This window comes from Terriglobales bacterium (assembly GCA_035651995.1).
Lineage (GTDB): Bacteria > Acidobacteriota > Terriglobia > Terriglobales > Acidobacteriaceae > DASRER01.
On record DASRER010000022.1, the window covers coordinates 216124 to 234866 of the forward strand.

The following is an 18743-nucleotide window of genomic DNA, read 5'->3' on the forward strand; positions in this document are numbered from 1 at the left end:
GTGCCAAGCGAACCAGAAAGCAATGAACTAAATCTGATGGCATACTGGGCGCGGCTTCGCGCCCGGCGCTGGTGGGTGCTCTCCTCTCTTGCCATCGGCTGGGTGGTGATCATGGCCGCCGGCATTTTCATTCCGCCGCGCTACCGCTCTGAGACCGTGATCCTGGTCGAACAGCAGCAGGTGCCGGAGCACTACGTGCAGGCCAATGTCGCCGCCGACCTGCAACAGCGCTTGCAAAGCATGAGCGAGCAGATTCTGAGCCGCACGCGCCTGCTGATGGTCATCGACAAGTTCCATCTCTATGGCAAGGAGCGCGCCAACATGGACCCCGATTCGCTGGTCCAGCGGATGAGGAAAGACATCGCGATTGAGCTGGTGCGCGCCTCGGGGAGAAATGATCTTTCCGCGTTCAAGGTATCGTACTCGGCTTCAAACGCGGTGCTGGCGCAGCAGGTGACCGGCGAGCTAACGTCGGCGTTCATCGAGGAGAACCTGCGGACGCGCGCAAGAATGTCTGAGAGCACGACCGAATTCCTGGAAAGCCAGTTGGCGCAGGCGCGGACCGCCCTCACCGAACAGGAAGAGAAGCTGCGGAAGTTCAAGTCGGAATACCTGGGCCAGCTTCCCGAGCAGGTGCAAGGCAACATCCAGATACTTTCCGGACTTCAGGCGCGCTTGCAGGCCTCGCGCGACGCCCTGAACTCCGCCGAGCAGCAGCACCTCTACCTGGAATCGCTGCTTGCACAGTATCGCAACACACCGCTGCGCCCCGACGCTTCGGGCAATCCTGTGATCCCGGCCAACGATCTGGAGTCGCGCCTGGAACAGCAGAAGGCGCAACTGGCCGAGCTTAGCGCCAAGTACACGCCCCAGCATCCTGACATCGTGATGCTGAAAGAGAAGATTGCCGCGACCGAAAAGTTAAAAGAGGAAGCGGACAAGGCGAAGCCTGCCAGCAAAAACGACGACGCGAGCGAAGCCAAGAGCTCGTCGCTCAACCCGGCCACGGCACAGTTTGAGAGCCAGTTGAAGGCCAACCAGCTCGAGATTGCAAACCGCAAGAAAGAGGTTCGCGATCTCGAGGCACAGATGGAGCAGTACCAGGCGCGGCTGAACGTGGCGCCGGTGCGCGAGCAGCAACTGGCGGCGATCACGCGCGATCACGAACAGTCGAAGCAGTATTACGAATCGCTTCTGGCCAAGAAGCTGCAATCGGAAATGGCCACCAACCTGGAACGCAGGCAGCAGGGAGAACAGTTCCGCATGATTGACCCGCCCAGCCTGCCCTCGCGTCCTTATTTTCCCAACCGGCTGATGCTGAGCCTGGCGGGCTGCGCTTTGGGACTGGCGATTGGCGTTGGGCTGGTGGTGCTGGTAGAGAGGATGGAGCCGACCGTGTACCTGGTTGACGAGCTGCGCGGCCTTACCAACGCTCCGGTTCTGGCCGAGTTGCCGGTGCTGATGACCGACATCGAGCGTCGGCGCAGCCGGTTACGCTTGATTTCCGAAACCATCGGCGCGGCTGTGATCCTGACCATTATTCCCGGGGTCACCATACTCACGTACTTGCGAGGGTGACCGCTCCACCGAAGCATTGTTCCTAATGGATGAAATGAGCAAGACCATGAAAAGACGCACCGCGATCCTTGGCTTGGCGGTCGTTGCGCTGCTGGTTGCCGTTGGGTGCACACGAGACCCCAAAAAACTGAGCGAACGTTATGTCGCAAGCGGCGACCGCTATGCGGCCAAAAACGACTTCGTGTCGGCCAGCATTCAGTATCGCAACGCAGTGCAGGCCTATCCGCAATCGTCGGAAGCGCATTACAAGCTCGGGGGCGCCTACCTGAGGCTGCAAAACTGGCCGCAAGCATACCGCGAGCTGTCGCAGGCCGTGCGCATTGATGCGAAGAACACGGCGGCGACCCAGCAGCTAGCCAGCCTGGAGCTGGCTGCCAACCGCGCCGACGATGCGTCCGCGCTGCTGGAGAGCGCCATCCGGAACGAACCGGGAAATGCCGACCTGCACATGCTCATGGGCGAGGTGCATGTTCAGCGCGGAAACTTCGAGTCGGCCCTGCAGGAGGTGTTGAAGGCCGAGCAGTTGTCACCGAACAAGGCCGCTATTCTGAGCCGGCACGGAGATTTGACGTTGCTGCTGCGGCGCTTCCCAGAAGCGGAGTCGCTGTATCGCCGCGCCATCGACAGTGATCCGTCGTACCTACCCCCGTATTTCAACCTCTCGCAGCTGGCGCGCGTGCAAGGCGACTCGGCCGGTGAGCTGGCCGCGCTGGACTTGGCCGTGAAGAACAACCCCAAGGCGATCCAGGCGTACGTGATGGAAGCGCGGTCCTATCTGCGACAGAGCAAAGCTGACCTGGTGCCGGAACTGCTTTCGCGCATGCAGTCCGCGACCGGCAACTCCGACGAGGCGCTGCTGGCCACCGGTGAGTTCTACCTGGAAATGGGAAAGTTTCCCGAAGCCAAGGCCGTCTTGCAGCGGGCCCTGGAGCACGATTCCAAGAACGTAACCGTACGCAAGCGTCTGATCGAGGCGCACATGCAGCTGCATGAGCTTGCCGAGGCCGAGCGCCTGAACCGCGAACTAAAGCAGAACCAACCGGGCGACGCCGAGGGTACCCTGTTCAACGCGCGCCTGCTGCTGATGCAGGGGCGCCGGGCGGAAGCGGTCACGACGCTGCAGAAGCTGGTGCATGACGCCCCGGACCTGGCGGCCGCTCACTTCACATTGGGGTTGGCCTACGCCGAGCAGGGCGATACGGCGCGCGCCGTGAGCAGCCTCAAGGAAAGCCTTTCCCGCAATCCCAACCTGTTGTTTGCCTACATGGTGATCGGCAATCTTTACCTCAGCCAGGGCGACGGCAAGCTCGCGCTGGAAAATGCTGATCAGGCGCTGAAGCGCAATGGCCGGTTTATTCCGGCGGCGATGCTGCGCGTCAACGCCAATATGCTGATGGGCAAGTACGACATCGCGGTGGCCGATCTGAGGCTGCTGGCGCAGGCGATGCCGAACGATGCGAGCGTGCAGGAGAGGCTTGGATACGCGATGTTCAGGCAGGGGAAGCCGGCCGAAGCGGAGAAGATCATCGAGCGTGCGCTCGAGATGCAGCCGGGAATGGTTGCTGCCATGCAGGACCTGGTGGCGTTGTACGCGGGCCAGCACCGCGAGAGCGAGATTGTTCCGCGGTTGCGGCAACAGATCGCACGCAGCCCGCAGACCTCCGAGTTTTACGAGCTGATGGGGAACGCGTTCGTCAACGCCGGTGATCTGGCCAGCGCTGAGCAGGCGTATAACGACGCGCTGCGGCGGAATCCCGATGCGCTTTACGCCAGCCTGCAGCTCGCCGGTCTGTACAGCCAGCGCGGCAGGCAGGAGGAGGCGCTTGCCGGCCTGAAGAAGCTGCTGGAGAGGCATCCCGACACGCTCGCGGCGTACGCGCTGCTGGGCAATATCTACGAAAAATTAGGCAATACCGCACAGGCGGAGAAGGCGTACCAGGACGCGTTGCAGCGCGACCCGGACTTCGCGCCGGCGTTGAACAATCTTGCCTGGCTCTACGCCGAGAAGGGCGGCAACATCGACATGGCGCTCGGCCTGGCGCAGCGCGCCAAGAGCCGCGTGCCCGACAATCCTTCCATCACCGACACGCTGGCATGGATTGAATACCGCAAAGGTCTGTACGACAGCGCGACAAGGTCTTTCGAGAGCCTGGTGCGGAGCAATCCGAAGGTTGCCGTGTACCGCTACCACCTTGGAATGGCGCTGATCAAGTCGGGCCGCGTGGCGGAAGGCCGCGCATCGCTCAGGCAGGCGCTGGATATGCAGCTGGCGTCACCCAATGCCGAAGAGGCCCGCAAGGCATTGAGCGGTGGCGCATCCTAGTGAGTCATCCTGCCGATATGAAAACGCTTGGAGCAGTGCGCAAAGGTTTTGCACTACGCGCACCAAAGTGCCATGCACAATTAATGTGCAATCTGTTGCATAGCCAAGTTTGTTGCCAAGCTGCTGATTATAAGATGCTTATCAATACATCCCACGAGAGCCTGGTAGTCATTCCCAAAGCTGCTCTGGCAGCCCAATTGCCACTTACGGAACTAGAGCGTCTTCCCGAGGGCAGCTCGGCCACTTGCCTTAGCCCGGGAAAACGGTTCCGAAACCATGGCCACTTTGCCTACATTCAAGAGCGTTCATGCGCCACGGACCAGGGCCAGCAGCCTTCGGCCACGCAAACAGGTTCGGGCTTACGAAGTCGACATTCTGGACGAGCAGCATTTTGTTCGCATGCTGCGCTCGGAACGGAAGCGGACCGACCGCTCCGGCAAGCCGTTCGTCCTGATGCTTCTGGACGGCACCGAGATTTTTCAGAGCGAGATTCGGCACTCGACGCTGCAGCGGATGGTTTCCACGCTGGAAGCCACCGTGCGCGAAACCGACACGTACGGCTGGTATCAGAATGGCGCGGTGATCGGCGTGCTGTTCACCGAGATGGGCAACGTGGAGGCTGCCACGGCCGCCGACACGATCGTGGACAAGGTCACCGGCGCGCTGCGTGATGGACTGGGCTCGGCGTTGTTCAAAGAGATCGCGGTCACGATCCATGTTTTCCCCGATGGGACACACAAGAAGGCGTCGCACAGTGAGCCGCATCGGCACAACGAGGAAGACAAGTTCTACACCGAGTTTGCCCAGCCGCACCGCTCCCAACGCTTTGGCGGCATCATGAAGCGCTCCGTCGACCTGATCGGCAGCTTGTGCGCGATTGCGGTGCTGTCGCCGGTTTTCCTGATCATCGCAGCGCTGGTCAAGTTGACGTCGAAGGGGCCCGTACTGTTCCGCCAGCGCCGCATCGGGCAGTACGGCCAGTCGTTCACGTTCCTGAAGTTTCGCTCGATGTACACCAACGCAGACTCCAAGATCCACCAGGAGTATGTGTCCAAGCTGATCTCAGGCAAGGGCGATCTGAACCAGGGTTCGTCCAAAGAAGGCGTGACCTACAAGCTGATGAATGACCCGCGTATCACGCCGCTGGGACGCTTCCTGCGCCGCACCAGCCTGGATGAGCTGCCCCAGTTCTTCAACGTGCTCAAGGGCGAAATGTCGCTGGTTGGCCCGCGCCCGCCGATTCCGTACGAGTTCGAATGCTACGACTTGTGGCATCGCCGGCGCGTGATGGAAGTGAAGCCCGGCATTACCGGCCTGTGGCAGGTGATGGGGCGCAGCCGCACCAGCTTTGACGAGATGGTTCGCCTGGACCTGAAGTACGCGCGCGCATGGTCTATCTGGCTCGATCTGAAGATCCTCTGGCAGACACCCAGAGCGGTGTTTTCAGGAGACGGCGCCTACTAGGCGGCGTCGCCGGCACCCTGGTTACCGGCGCTGGTTACCCCCGTTATCTTCTTTCCCACAAACAAGATGTGGTTCACTGGCCTTACACCGCGATAAACGCGATTCGGTGTGGGTGAAAACACCATGATCAAGGTTGGCGTCATCGGGTACGGCTACTGGGGTCCGAACATTGTTCGGAACTTCCACCAGCTCGAGAATTCCCGCGTCACTGTGCTCTGCGACAAAAGTCCGCAGATGCTACGCCGGGCGGGAAACGCGCATCCCGACATTCCGACCACCAGCGATCCCTGCGAGGTGATTGCCTCCAAGGACGTCGACGTGGTCGCAGTGGTGACGCCGGTGTGGACGCACTACGAGCTCGCCAAGGCGGCCCTGGAGCACGGCAAGCACGTGTTCGTGGAGAAGCCCTTCACCTCGACTTCGGCGCAGGCGGAAGAGTTGGGCGAGCTGGCCGCGAAGAAGAACCTGCAGATCATGGTGGACCACACGTTCCTGTTCACCGGCGCGGTGCGCAAGATTCGCCAGCTGATCGACGAGGGAACGCTGGGCGACCTGTACTACTACGATTCCACTCGAGTGAACCTGGGCCTGTTCCAGCACGACGTGAACGTTATCTGGGACCTGGCGCCGCACGATCTCTCGATCATGGATTACCTGATCAACAAGAAAGCGGAGGCCATTTCGGCGACCGGGCAGATCCACCTGAACGGCCACGAAGATATCGCGTTCCTCACGATTTATTTCCCTGACAAGGTGATTGCGCACATCAACGTCAACTGGCTTTCGCCGGTCAAGGTGCGCACCACGCTGATCGGTGGCGAAAAGAAGATGCTGGTGTGGAACGACCTGGTGGCCGACGAGAAGATCAAGGTCTACGACAAGGGCGTCGAGATCAAGGGCCGCGAAGGCGTTTACGACCTGCTGGTCAGCTACCGCTCGGGCGACATGTGGTCGCCGCAGGTGGAGCAGGTTGAGGCGCTGAAGCTCGAGTTGCAGCATTTCATCGATTGCGTGCAGAAGAACCAGAGGCCGATGAACGACGCCGCAGCCGGCCTACGCGTGGTCAAGATGCTCGAATCGGCCAACCAGTCGGTCGCAAAGCGCGGCGAACTGGTGCGGTTGTAATCGGCGCCGGCGAGCGACGCCTTCGATCCATCCAGCTCACACCGAAAGTCGCGAACGCAGACATAACCCGGCTCACAACCTTTTGGTCATGGCGCCAACCCAGCAGCCTCGCTACGTTGTGATCAGTCCCGTTCGTGACGAGGCACAGCACATCGAGAAGACGATCCAAAGCATGGTCGGGCAGAAGCACCGCCCGCAGCAGTGGATCGTGGTGAATGACGGCTCGTCGGACAATACCGGCGCCATCGTCGATCGCTGGGCCGCCGAGCACCCCTGGATCACGCCGGTTCACCGGCCCGATCGCGGCCGCCGCGCTCCGGGCGGTGGTGTGGTGGAGGCATTCAACGCCGGTTACCAGAGCATCGCGTCGGCTGATTGGGACTTTTTGGTGAAGCTCGATGGCGACCTGGAATTCGAGCCTGCCTACTTCGCAAGATGTTTCGCCGAATTTGAGAGCGATCCCAAGCTGGGCATCGGCGGAGGCATTATTTGCCACGTGGTCGATGGCAAGCTCGTGCCCGAGCCGAACCCGAAGTTTCACGTTCGCGGCGCGACCAAGATCTACAAGCGCGCCTGCTGGGACGCGATCGGCGGGCTGATCGCTGTCTCCGGATGGGACACCATCGACGAGCTGAAGGCGAACATGCTCGGTTGGAGCACGCGCACGTTTCCCGAGCTTCCGCTCACGCATCATCGCTTCACCGGCGCCGCCACCGGCGCATGGCAGAACGCGGTGAAGAACGGACGCGGCAGCTACATCACTGGCTACCACCCAATGTTCATCCTGCTGCGCTGCTTCAACCAGCTGTTTCGCAAGCCGTCCATCGTGGGATCGGTCGGCCTCTTCTACGGCTATGTCACCGGGTACCTGCGCCGCGTTCCGCAGGTTCCCGACAAGCAGCTCATCGAATACGTGCGCAAGCAGCAGCTTCGCCGCATGATCTCGTCAACCAGCGTCTGGAGATAGTCGCCGCCGCTCATGGACGTCTCCATCGTTATCGTCAACTGGAACTCCATTGAGTTCCTGACGAAGTGCGTCGAGTCCATCTACGCGACCACGCATCGCCTGAGCTACGAAATCGTGGTCGTCGACAACTCTTCGGCCGATGATTTCACCGCTTTCTCGCAGCGCTACCCCCAGGTCAAGGTCGTGCAGGCCGGACGCAACCTCGGGTTTGCCGGCGCCAACAACCTGGGAACCGAGCACACCAGCGGCGACAAGATCCTGTACCTGAACCCAGACACGCTGGTGACCGGCAACGCAATTGAACAGATGGCGGCGCGGCTTGACGCTCCCGAGGTTGGCGCCGTCGGCTGCCGCCTTTTGAACGGCGACATGACGCTGCAGATGAGCGCGGTGCAACCGTACCCGACCATCGTGAACCAACTGCTTACGCTCGATTACTTCAAGCGGCGCTGGCCGATGTTCCCTCTTTGGGGGATGCGCGCCCTGTACGCGCCAGATTCGCCGGCCGCCAATGAGGTGGAGGTCATCTCCGGCGCCTGCCTCATGGTGAAGCGTGCCGTGCTGGAGAAAGTGGGCGTGTTCAGCACCGAGTACTTCATGTACGCCGAAGAAATTGACCTGTGCTACCGGATTCGCCGCGCCGGCTGGGTCCTCTCCTACCTGGGCGACGCGGAAGTGGTGCACTTCGGCGGGCAGAGCACCAAGAAGAAGGGCGACGGCTTTGCCGACGTGATGATGCGAGACTCGGTTTTCAAGTTCCTGCGTAAGTTTCGCGGCAAGACTTACGCAGCGTGTTATCGCGGAGCGATGTTTTTCAGCGCGATAGCGCGCCTGATCGTGCTGGGGCCGCTAGTCGTCGTCCGGGGCATGCTGCGGGGTGGCGACGACGTTGCCCGTGCGTTCAACAAGTGGAGAAAGATTGCGACCTGGAGCCTTGCTCTGCAGTCCTGGACACATACGGTAGCGCGTGCGCGGACGACGGCGGTGAAGAGCTGATGTGCGGCATTTGCGGCAAGATTAATTTCGACGCCAACGCGCCGGTCGACTCCAGCGCGCTGCGCTTTATGATGGACGCCATGGCCCATCGCGGGCCCGACGAAGACGGCGTTCATCTCTCGCGCAATGCCGGGCTGGGCCACAAGCGGCTGTGCATCATTGACCTCAGCAGCGGGCAGCAGCCCATGGCCAATGAAGATCAGAGCATCTGGATCATCTTCAACGGCGAGATTTACAACTACAGGGAGCTGCAGAAGTTCCTGCTGAACAAGGGGCACCGGCTGCGCACCGCCTCGGACACCGAAGTTATCGTCCATTTGTACGAGGAATTCGGCGAGGGCTGCGTGGCCAAGTTGCAGGGCATGTTCACCTTCGCCCTGTGGGACACGAAGAAGGGCGTGCTCCTGCTCGCGCGTGATCGCGTGGGCATCAAGCCGCTGTACTACTGCGTCACCGCTGACTCGCTGCTCTTTGGCTCGGAAGTGAAGGCGATCCTGGCCGAAGGGTCCGTGCAAATCGAGCTGAACCCTGCAGCGCTCGATACCTTCCTCACCTTCGGCTACGTTCCCGGCGAGGAAACGCTGTTCCGCGGCATCGAAAAGCTGCAGCCTGGGCACTACCTCACGGTCTCAAGGGGCGCGGTGAAGGTCACGCAGTACTGGGACCTGCAGATACCCAATGCGAAGCGCACGCAGTCGTTCGAAGAGAACGTGGAGGCGCTTCGCGAGCTGCTCGGCCAGTCGGTGCGCGATCACATGATCAGCGATGTGCCGGTTGGCATACTGCTCAGCGGCGGCGTCGACTCGACGGCCGTGCTGAGCTACGCGGTGGAAGCCTCCAGCCAGCCGCTGAGCACGTTCACCATTGGCTTTGGCGAGCACGATGGCGCCGACGAACGGTTGCCGGCTCGCCTGGTGGCCAGGCAATTTGGCACCCAGCACTACGAAACCACCATCACCTCGCGCGATTTCGCCGACTGGCTGCCGTCGTTCGTCTGGCACATGGAAGAGCCGGTGTGCGAGCCGCCCGCGGTGGCCCTTTACTTCGTCTCCAAGCTTGCGCGGAAGCACGTCACGGTATTGCTCTCGGGCGAAGGCGGCGACGAGGCATTCGCCGGCTACAGCACGTATCGCAACATCGTCTGGCTGGAAAGAATGAAGCGGCTGCTGGGCCCCTTCAGCAAACCGGCGTCGGGAGTGGGCAGGCTTCTGGGAGCGCTGGCAGGAAACAAGCAGCTGCAGCACTACGCGCCGCTGTTGGCCACGCCACTGGAGAAGTATTACTACAGCCGCTCTTCTGACCCGCTGGCGTTCTTCAACCGGAATCGTGCCTCGCTGTATTCGTCCGACTTCCTCGCCCAAGTCCACACCAACGGCCATGCCAAGCTCTCTGAGATGCTGATGACGGCCTTGGGATCAGCCGACGCGCTATCGAAGATGCTCTACGTCGACACCAAGACCTGGCTGCCCGACGACCTGCTGGTGAAGGCCGACAAGGTCACCATGGCAAACTCGGTCGAGTTGCGCGTGCCGCTGCTGGACCATCATGTTCTGGAGTTTGCCGCATCGCTGCCGTCGTCCCACAAGCTGCACGGCATGCGGACCAAGCACGTCCTGAAGCAGGCCATCGCGCCGCGAGTTCCCAAACCGATCCTGGAGCGGCGCAAGACAGGGTTCCCGGTCCCCTATGAGCGCTGGCTGCGCTCTGACCTGAAGCCGTTCGTTGCCGGCGTGCTCACCGACCCCCGAACCACAGCCAGAGGCTACTTCAAGCGCGACCTGGTCGAGCAGCTCCTGAGGGAAAACTCCCCTGAACGCAACTATTCAAAGGAGATATTCTCGCTACTGATCCTCGAGCTGTGGCACCGGGGGTTCGCCGATCGGGCGTCGGCACGGCCGGCCGGCGGGCTAACCCCTTCTGTGACCGCACATGCCTGACCGGGCCAGCACCTAACCCATTGTAACTAGGTGGTTTATTACGGGAGTTTCGGGCAGCCGCAAGCCCGGTTCTACTACTTTCGAGAGGGTCTGCGCTATTACGTTGTGTGGTAATATCCCCCGAATAATGACGGCTACCCTCAGCCGTCCAGCCAAAGTTTAGACGGAGATTTCAGCGTGAAGCTGTTGCTGCGTAGTCTTGTCTTTATCGGGCTTTTGTTGCCTCTCGGCGCCTCAGCCACCACCTACTTTGTCACGCCGGCCGGGAGCGGCACCACCTGCACTGCGGCGGCGCCTTGCTCGCTGACCACCGCGGCGGGCAAAACGAATCCCGGAGACATCGTTCAGCTTGCGCCGGGAACCTATTCGGGCACTTTTTCGATTACGCGGTCGGGCTCAGCCGCGGGAGGGAAGATCACCTACCGCGGACACGACGGCACCGGCTGCCCGACAACGCCCCTTGCCGACAAGAACTCGCGCGGCGTGCGTCCCGCCCCAACAGCCGTTGTGACCGGCGGTTTTTCGATTTCGGCCAGCTTCATTCGTATTGAGTGCGTCAAGGCGATTGCCAACCCCATCGCCTTCACCAACGGAACACGATCGGACATTGACCTGCTGGACAGTTATATGGACGCGTCTACGAACCCCGGCCACGGCAAGATCTTCGGCGCGGAAGGCTGCGACAGCAGTGATGAAACCTGCTTTGCTTCGAACATCTTCGCGGCCCGCAACTACGCGTTCGAGCCGTCTCTCAGCTTCTACTTGCGGTGCAACAACTGCACTATCCAGGACAACGAGAGCGAACGGCCAATCAACGCCGGTGACGGCGATCACGTGCAATTCTTCGGCAATAACCTGACGTTCCAGGGAAATTACTTCCATGGGAGCGTCTTCGCCGATGCCGTAAACGCGCACACCGATTGCTTCCAGTCCTGGAACATCGGGCAGCTCGGTGAAGTAGCCCGGAACATCACGATTACGCGCAACACCTGCATGAATATCGATGAATGCGTGCTCGTGCGTAACCTGGGCTCGACCAGCAGCCACCAGAACTTCACGATTACCAATAACCTGTGCGCGTTCTCGCGCATCGGCGGCAACATTCAGGGTGATGGCGAGCTGGAGAACGTGGGCGGCACCAACAACGTGCTGCACAACACCTACATTCAGATGACGCAGGGCTTCGACAACGGCACGGTCGCCAACTTCAAGAACAATCTATTGGCGAACGGCGCGCAGCTTGTGGTTGAGTGCAACGGCGCCTGCGCTTCCGTGTCGCAGAGCAACAACCTGAACCTCGGTTCCAACCTGTCGTCGTTCGTGAGCGCCGCCACGTCGGACTTCCACCTGTCGAGCTCGGCGAGCACCGCGATCAACCGCGGCGCCACCGGGCTTGGCATCACGATCGACCACGACGGCAACCCGCGCGACTCGCTGCCCGACATTGGCGCGTTCGAGTTCGGATCAGCGAATACGCCGCAGAGTCTGACGAACGTGCAAGTGACGGTTCGCTGAACTCGCTTTGCATCTGAAGGCTGCGACCACGGCGGAGCATCAAAATTGGCTCCGCCGTTTTGCAGCGTCTAAACGCTCAGGCGGCTGATCCAGCCGTCCGCTCCAACATCATGGAAACCCAGCAGATCGCATCGGCGAGCCCCTTCGGGTTGGCGCTCACTATCCTGATGGGTGTTTTGCTGCTGGCGCTGCCGCGGAAGCACGCGATCATCCCGCTGGCCTTCATCACCTGCTATACGACGTTTGGCCAGAACATCTATATCGCCGGCATGAACTTCTACATGCTGCGCGTCCTGGTCTTGTTCGGGTTCCTCAGGCTGCTGGTCCGACAAGATGCGCGGAGCTTCGGCTGGATGAGGATGGACACCGCGGTCCTGGCCTGGTCGACGTGGAGCGTGATTGCGTACACACTGCTGTGGCAGACATCGGCGTCGCTGATCAACGCGCTTGGGTATGCTTACGACGCGCTGGGGCTCTACTTTCTCAGCCGCGCTCTGATCCGGGAAGTCGAAGACATCAAGCACGTTTGCCGCGTTTTTGCCGTCATGCTGGTTCCGCTGGCGCTGTGCATTTGCGTCGAGAAGGCAACCGGCCGGAATCCGTTCTACGTTCTCGGCGGCGTGCCTGAGTTCACCGAGCTTCGCGAAGGTGTGCTGCGCTGCCAGGGACCGTTTCGTCATCCGATTCTCGCCGGCTCGTTTGGCGCCGCCTGGTTTCCGCTCTTCGTGGGACTGTGGTGGCAGGGCCGCGGCAACCGTGCGATGGCGTTGCTGGGAATCGCATCGTCAGGCATCATCACCTTGCTCTCCGGCTCGAGCGGACCCGTGGGAAGCCTGCTGGCAGCCGTGGTTGGCCTCATGATGTGGCGCTTCCGCAATTACATGCGGCTGGTCCGCTGGGGATTCGTCCTGTCGATCATCGCGCTCGATGTGGTGATGAAGGATCCGGTTTGGTTCATTTTCGCCCGCTTCCGGTTCTTCTCTGGATCGACCGGCTGGCACCGCAGCTGGCTGATCGACCGCACGATCGCCAATTTCTCCGACTGGTGGCTGGTCGGCACCAAGAGCGTTGCCGAGTGGGGCGTGTACGCCGGCGACGTAACCAATCATTTCATCGAGCAGGGAGCGCGCTCCGGCTTCTTCACGCTGCTCTTGTTCGTTTGGGTTGTGGTTCTCGCATTCTCGCAGATCGGCCGGGCGGTGCGCGGCGCCCGGAATGAGCTGCGGAAGGTCCAGATGCTCGTGTGGGCCGTCGGATGCTCGCTGCTGGCGCACCTGGTGAACTTCTGGAACGTAAGCTACTTTGATCAGAACGTCGTGAACTGGTATCTGGCACTGACGATGAGCACGGCCGCGTTCGCGGTCTACTGCCGTGCTTCGGCCGCAAAGAAGGTCGAGGTTGGCGCAACCGACGTCGGCGACGAAAATCTCGATCTGGTCCCGGCTCTTCCCGAAATGCAGCATCCGCAGCCCTGAGCGGCTCGCGGCAACGCTGCGCGACAATCGCGGCGGAAATCATGGTAATCCACAGCCTGGATCCGTTGACCGACCCCCGATGGCCTGAATTCCTCGAACGCCATCCCAAGGCGTCGGTGTTCCACAGCGTCGGATGGCTGCGCGCGTTGGCCGTGACGTACGGTTACCGGCCAGTGGTGCTGACTGGCTCCGCGCCTGGCGAGCCGTTACGTAACGGAGTTCTGTTCTGCGAGGTCAAGAGTTGGATCACGGGGCGCCGACTGGTCTCGGTGCCGTTCTCCGATCACTGCGATCTGCTGCTGCAGGAACCTGGCGATGGTGGCGAGTTCGTCGAATTCCTCAGCGCTGAAGTCAAGCGCCAGGGCCTCAAGTATGTCGAGTTCCGGCCGCGGACCGAGTTTGGCGGTGAGGCCGCTCATCTCACCAGGTCAGGGGATTTTGTCCTTCACACGGTCAACCTTGACCGCAGCGAGCAGGAAATCCTGGAAAGCTTCCACAAGGATTCCATCCGCAGAAAGATAGCGCGAGCCGAGCGCGAGAAGCTGACCTTCGAAAAGGGAGTCAGCGCGGAGCTCCTGGAGGGCTTTTATCGCCTGATGGTAATTACCCGTAAGCGCCACGGCCTCCCACCAGCGCCCATTGCATGGTTCTCCAGCCTGATTCGTAATCTGGGCTCGGCGGTACAGATCTGGATCGCGTGCCGCGAGCGGCAGCCGGTCGCGGGCATGCTGACCCTGTCGTTCAAGGATTCCACGGTCTACAAATACGGCTGCTCGGATGCGCGCTACAACAACCTGGGTGGGATGCCGTTCTTGTTCTGGATGAGGATTCTGGCAGCCAAGGCAGAGGGCAGCCGCGAGCTCGACCTCGGACGCTCCGAAGCCGACAACATGGGGCTGATTACCTTCAAGCGCAGACTCGGCGCCAGCGAGTCGCCCCTCACGTACTGGAGGCTGCCGGCGAACCCCAGAGCCGAAGCGGCGCCCGGTGGATTCCTCGCCTTTTCGAAGCGGGTCGCGGTTCATACACCGGATTGGCTGCGCATTGGAGTGGGCCATCTTCTGTATAAACACCTCGGTTGACGGCGCGCGGTACTTGCCAAAGGCGCGTCGCAAGAAAGCTAACAGCGTCTTGATGCCTTCCTTTCGACCAAGCAGATTGAGCAGCGCAGGACCTCTTCTAGGCATGGCAGTATTGCTGCTGTGCGGTTGCCTCTCTTATGCCGCGGAGATCCTCGTGATCCGCACGCCCGATGCCGCTGACGAGGCGGAGCAGATCAAGGGCATTGCCGAATTCTATGGCCTGGGCATCCATGCCGTGGATGCCTCCTCCGTACAGTCTGTAGCGCAGGCGTTAACTCGCCTCGCGGACAGACATACCGTCGCGGTGCTGGTGGCGCAGGACGCGCTGCCAGCATTGCGAAGGGACGCCGTCGTCAACGCGCTGCGCCGGCCAAACAAGGCCATTCCGCTCATGATTTTTGATATCCACGGCAATTCGGAACCCCTGAACTCGTGGTCTGACGGCGCGGTGCGCGGATGTGGGACCTCATCGCCGGCGCCGGCCGGAGCTGTGTTGGTGATCGACAAGGACGCGGCGATAGCGCGCAATCTGGCTGGCTGGCGCTTGCCGGCAGTTTCCGCGCCAGCGTGTGATCTGCAACCCGCCGAAGGACGCGCCCAGAATCTGATCGTCGCGCAGGCAGGCGCCTGGCGAAGCAGCATCCTGGTGCGCACGCAATCGAGGCCAGGCGAGGTGTACTACGCAGCTCGCATGGTGCGCTCCGGGGAGCCGATCAAGGTGGCCCCGCTGGCCCTCCCGGAGGTTTTTTCTTCGGCGGCGACTTATTTCCTCTTTTTCCGGCATGCGGCCGGTGACTATGCGTGGCATTACGACGCGCAGTACGCCAATCTGACCATCGATGACCCGTGGCTGACCGAACCCTACGGCCACCTTGCGTATGGAGCTTTGCTCACGGAGATGCAGAAGCACCGCTTCCATACCACGATTGCCTTCATCCCGTGGAACTTTGATCGCAGCGAGCCGGACGTCGTCACGCTGTTTCGCGAGCACCCAGAGCACTACTCTATCGCCGTTCACGGCGACGACCACACGCACCAGGAGTTCGGTCTTAGCAGCACGCCACGCGAGCACGTGGCAAAGATCAAGCAGGCCGTGGCGAGAATGGAAAAATTCTCTTCACTCACGGGGCTGCCCTACGATCGCTTCATGGTCTTTCCGCACTCCGTCGGACGCGAAGAGTCATTCATTGACCTCAAACGCTATGGATTCTTGGGGACAGCGAACTCCTTGAATGTTCCGTCTGACAAGCCGTTTCCGACCGACCCGGAGTTCCTGCTTCGGCCATTCACGCTGCGCTATGCGAACTTCCCCAGCCTCTTCCGGTACTTCGGGGAGGGGCAAATCCGCCGTCTCGATGTCGCGATCCAGATTTTTCTTGGCAATCCGGTCTTGCTGTACGGACACGAGGGACTGTTTGAAGACGGCCCCACAGCGTTCAATGGCACCGCGGACTTCATCAACCGTTTGCAGCCTGCAACGCGGTGGGCAAGTCTGGGAACAATTGCCCGGCACCTGTACCTGATCCGTCTGCGCGACGACGGCGGCTACGACGTCCGCATGTTCTCGCCTGAAATGGTGCTCAGCAATCCGGGTCCCCGGGATGCAGTGTTCCATGTCGAGCGGCCGAACCGAAACGCGATTGCCTCGGTCGTGACCGTAGACGGTGAGCCGGCGCCGATCGACAATACCGGCTCGCCCCAAAGGATGCGTTTGTCGATTCCGGCGGGGCAATCGAGGACTGTCCGAATCACCTACCAGAACGACCTGGACCTGGCGCACGAGGACATCAGCAAGTCGAGCCTGTACTCACGGGCCCTCCGGTTGGCCTCGGACTTTCGCGACTTGTACCTGCTTCGTTCCAGAGTCGGTCGCATGCTGGCGGATGCGTACTATAGCAATGGGCTGGATTCCTTCGAGCTCCGCCTCGAACGGCAGTGGCCCTCCTACCTGGCGATGTTTACGGGGCTGGCGGCCCTGGTCTGGTATGTCCGGCGCCGCCTGCGAAAAAAGCGCGCGGTGAGAACAGCCAAACAGGCCCGCACTGAGCATCTTCACGCTGCACCCTCGTCGGTGGTCGCGCCCAGCAATGACTGAACCGCAAGTGAAAACGCGACCGCTGGTCAGCATCGTCACGCCCGTCTACAACGAGGCGGGACACATTGCGGAGTGCATCGAGAGCGTGCTGGCGCAGACGTACCAGAATTGGCAGTACACCGTCGTCGACAACTGCAGCACCGACGGTTCCGGCGAGATCGCGCAACGCTACGCCGCCAAGGACGCCCGAATCACCGTGCACAGAAATGCCGAATTTCTACGCGCGATCCCTAATCACAACGTCGCCCTGCGGCAACTCCAGCCCGAGGCCAAGTATTGCAAGGTCGTGTTCGCCGACGACTGGCTCTTTCCGGAGTGCGTCGAGCGAATGGTTGCGCTGGCCGAAGCCCATCCGTCGGTCGGAATCGTGTCCGCTTACGCGCTGCAGGGCTCGAAGGTACTCTGGACGGGACTGCCGTATCCCAGCAGCATCGTCTCGGGGCGCGAGCTGTGCCGCAAGATGTTTCTTGAGCACTGCTATGTTCTGGGCTCAGCGACGGCAATGCTCTACCGCGCCGAACTGGTGCGTGGCCGCGATCCTTTCTTCAACGAAGGGAACCTGCACGCCGATACGGAAACGCACGTCGCACTGCTGCGCGATTGCGATTTCGGCTTCGTGCACCAGGTGCTGAGCTACAGCCGTGACCGCGAGGAGTCGCTGAGTTCATTCTCGTCCGACATGAACACGCACTTTTCGTCAACTCTGCAACTGCTTGTGAAGTACGGGCCCGACTTCCTCGCACCCGACGAGCTGGAGCGATGCACGCAGGCACATCTCTCCATGTACTACCAATATCTCGGCAAGAACGTGATCTTGGGCCGGAACGACGCATTCTGGATGTATCACCGGCTGAAAATGGCAGAGGCCGGATTTCCGCTGAAGCGTCGCCGGGTCGTCGCCGGATTGCTATCGGCCCTGGGGGAAGCTCTGCTCAATCCGCAGCACGCACTGGCGCGGCTGCGGTTCCGTCGAGATGCGAACCGGCAAGCGAAGAGACAACCGGCAACCAGCGCTGCTCCGGGCAAGGTTGCAGCAACCACAATCAAGGAGGGGGGATAGAAGCACAATGCGCGCGAACCAGCGCAAGACACAGGCGAAGCTCAACCTGAAGGTCGGCGAATGGGTACAGGTGCGTCCGGTGGAGGAAATTCTTGCAACGCTCGACGCCACGGGCCGCTACGAGGGCCTGCCCTTTATGCCCGAGATGCTGCAGTACTGCGGCAAGCAATTTCGCGTGTACCGCCGTGCCGACAAGACCTGTGACTACCTCAAGGACTGGAGCATCCGCCGGATGACAAACTCGGTCTACCTCGAGGGCAACCGCTGCGATGGTTCCGCACACGATGGCTGCGAGGCCGCATGCCTCATCTGGTGGAAAGAGGCCTGGTTGACGCGCGTTCAGAACGAGGTGGCGCCCGGGCAGGCGCTTGCCGCAGCGGCGCCGAAGCCCAGCCCGGCGCCACAAAACGGGCTCTGCACGGTGGAGAGCATCATCGCTGCGAGCCGCGTGCGCGCGGAGGATGGGACCGAGCTTTACTCATGCCAGGCGACCGACGTCACCAAGTTCACTTCGTACATGAAGATCTGGGACGTGCGCCAGTACGTTCGCGACGCGCGCTCCGGAAATTGGCATACCGGCCTCGGCGGCAACGCTCGCGGGGACCGTCTGCTCGAGTTGGCGCTGAGCTGCTTACACGTGTTCCGCGCGGTCCTGATCAGCTTCTTCAATGAGATTCAGCAGCGCCGACACCACTCCGCTTACATGCGTTATCCGCTCATCCAGGGCAGCGCGGAGAAGACGCCGCTGGAGCGCCTGAACCTCCAACCCGGTGAACTGGTGCAGGTGAAGAGCAAGCAAGAAATCATCGCGACGCTCGACCACGACCAGCGCAACCGTGGGCTGTGGTTTGATTCCGAGATGCTCCCCTACTGCGGCCGCATCTTCCGCGTCTTGCGCCGGGTGACGCGCATCATCGACGACAAGACGGGAAAACTCCTGATCATCAAGAATCCGTGCATCGTGCTCGAAGGCGTGGTCTGCCAGGGAGAGTTCCACCGTCTGTGCCCGCGGGCGATTTACGCCTACTGGCGCGAGAACTGGTTGCGCCGCGTCTCCTCCGAGGCAATTCCGGAGGGCCGGGAGCTGGAGTGCGCCAAGGGCGCCGAAGCCTGCCGCTAACCGGCC

Annotated in this window: 13 protein-coding genes; all 13 read left to right on the plus strand. The window is 61.3% G+C overall.

Features of this window, described 5'->3' with window-relative positions:
* The 13 genes from VFA60_08975 to VFA60_09035 all read left to right on the plus strand — a co-directional run bounded on the left by VFA60_08975 (window position 1) and on the right by VFA60_09035 (window position 18737).
* Window positions 1–1578: an XrtA system polysaccharide chain length determinant gene (locus VFA60_08975; GenBank protein ID HZQ91910.1), complete on the plus strand. Its 1578-nt coding sequence runs from the start codon at window positions 1–3 to the stop codon at window positions 1576–1578.
* A gap of 46 nt (window positions 1579–1624) precedes the next feature.
* Complete coding sequence (locus tag VFA60_08980; GenBank protein ID HZQ91911.1) at window positions 1625–3901, plus strand: tetratricopeptide repeat protein; 2277 nt, start codon at window positions 1625–1627, stop codon at window positions 3899–3901.
* Between the two features lie 399 nt (window positions 3902–4300).
* On the plus strand, window positions 4301–5365 hold the full coding sequence (locus VFA60_08985; GenBank protein HZQ91912.1) for a sugar transferase: 1065 nt from the start codon (window positions 4301–4303) through the stop codon (window positions 5363–5365).
* A 123-nt stretch (window positions 5366–5488) separates the two neighbouring features.
* A complete protein-coding gene (locus VFA60_08990) occupies window positions 5489–6490 on the plus strand; it encodes a Gfo/Idh/MocA family oxidoreductase (protein ID HZQ91913.1) in 1002 nt (333 codons plus the stop codon).
* Window positions 6491–6608: 118 nt separating this feature from the next.
* Window positions 6609–7457 (plus strand): glycosyltransferase, encoded by an 849-nt coding sequence (locus VFA60_08995; protein HZQ91914.1) that lies wholly within the window; start codon window positions 6609–6611, stop codon window positions 7455–7457.
* Between the two features lie 12 nt (window positions 7458–7469).
* Complete coding sequence (locus VFA60_09000) at window positions 7470–8453, plus strand: glycosyltransferase family 2 protein (GenBank protein ID HZQ91915.1); 984 nt, start codon at window positions 7470–7472, stop codon at window positions 8451–8453.
* A complete protein-coding gene (asnB, locus tag VFA60_09005) occupies window positions 8453–10390 on the plus strand; it encodes an asparagine synthase (glutamine-hydrolyzing) (GenBank protein ID HZQ91916.1) in 1938 nt (645 codons plus the stop codon). The genes VFA60_09000 and asnB overlap by 1 nt, the downstream gene beginning before the upstream one ends.
* A 177-nt stretch (window positions 10391–10567) precedes the next feature.
* A complete protein-coding gene (locus VFA60_09010) occupies window positions 10568–11905 on the plus strand; it encodes a choice-of-anchor Q domain-containing protein (GenBank protein HZQ91917.1) in 1338 nt (445 codons plus the stop codon).
* 59 nt (window positions 11906–11964) lie between these two features.
* Window positions 11965–13380, plus strand: coding sequence for a hypothetical protein (locus VFA60_09015; protein HZQ91918.1), 1416 nt, complete (start codon window positions 11965–11967; stop codon window positions 13378–13380).
* A gap of 41 nt (window positions 13381–13421) precedes the next feature.
* Window positions 13422–14462: a GNAT family N-acetyltransferase gene (locus VFA60_09020; GenBank protein HZQ91919.1), complete on the plus strand. Its 1041-nt coding sequence runs from the start codon at window positions 13422–13424 to the stop codon at window positions 14460–14462.
* A 103-nt stretch (window positions 14463–14565) separates the two neighbouring features.
* Window positions 14566–16557 (plus strand): hypothetical protein, encoded by a 1992-nt coding sequence (locus VFA60_09025; protein ID HZQ91920.1) that lies wholly within the window; start codon window positions 14566–14568, stop codon window positions 16555–16557.
* A gap of 7 nt (window positions 16558–16564) precedes the next feature.
* Window positions 16565–17617 carry a glycosyltransferase family A protein gene (locus VFA60_09030; protein HZQ91921.1) on the plus strand — a complete coding sequence of 351 codons (1053 nt, stop codon included), beginning with the start codon at window positions 16565–16567 and terminating at the stop codon, window positions 17615–17617.
* A 7-nt stretch (window positions 17618–17624) separates the two neighbouring features.
* Window positions 17625–18737: a hypothetical protein gene (locus tag VFA60_09035; protein ID HZQ91922.1), complete on the plus strand. Its 1113-nt coding sequence runs from the start codon at window positions 17625–17627 to the stop codon at window positions 18735–18737.
* Window positions 18738–18743: the final 6 nt, after the last annotated feature.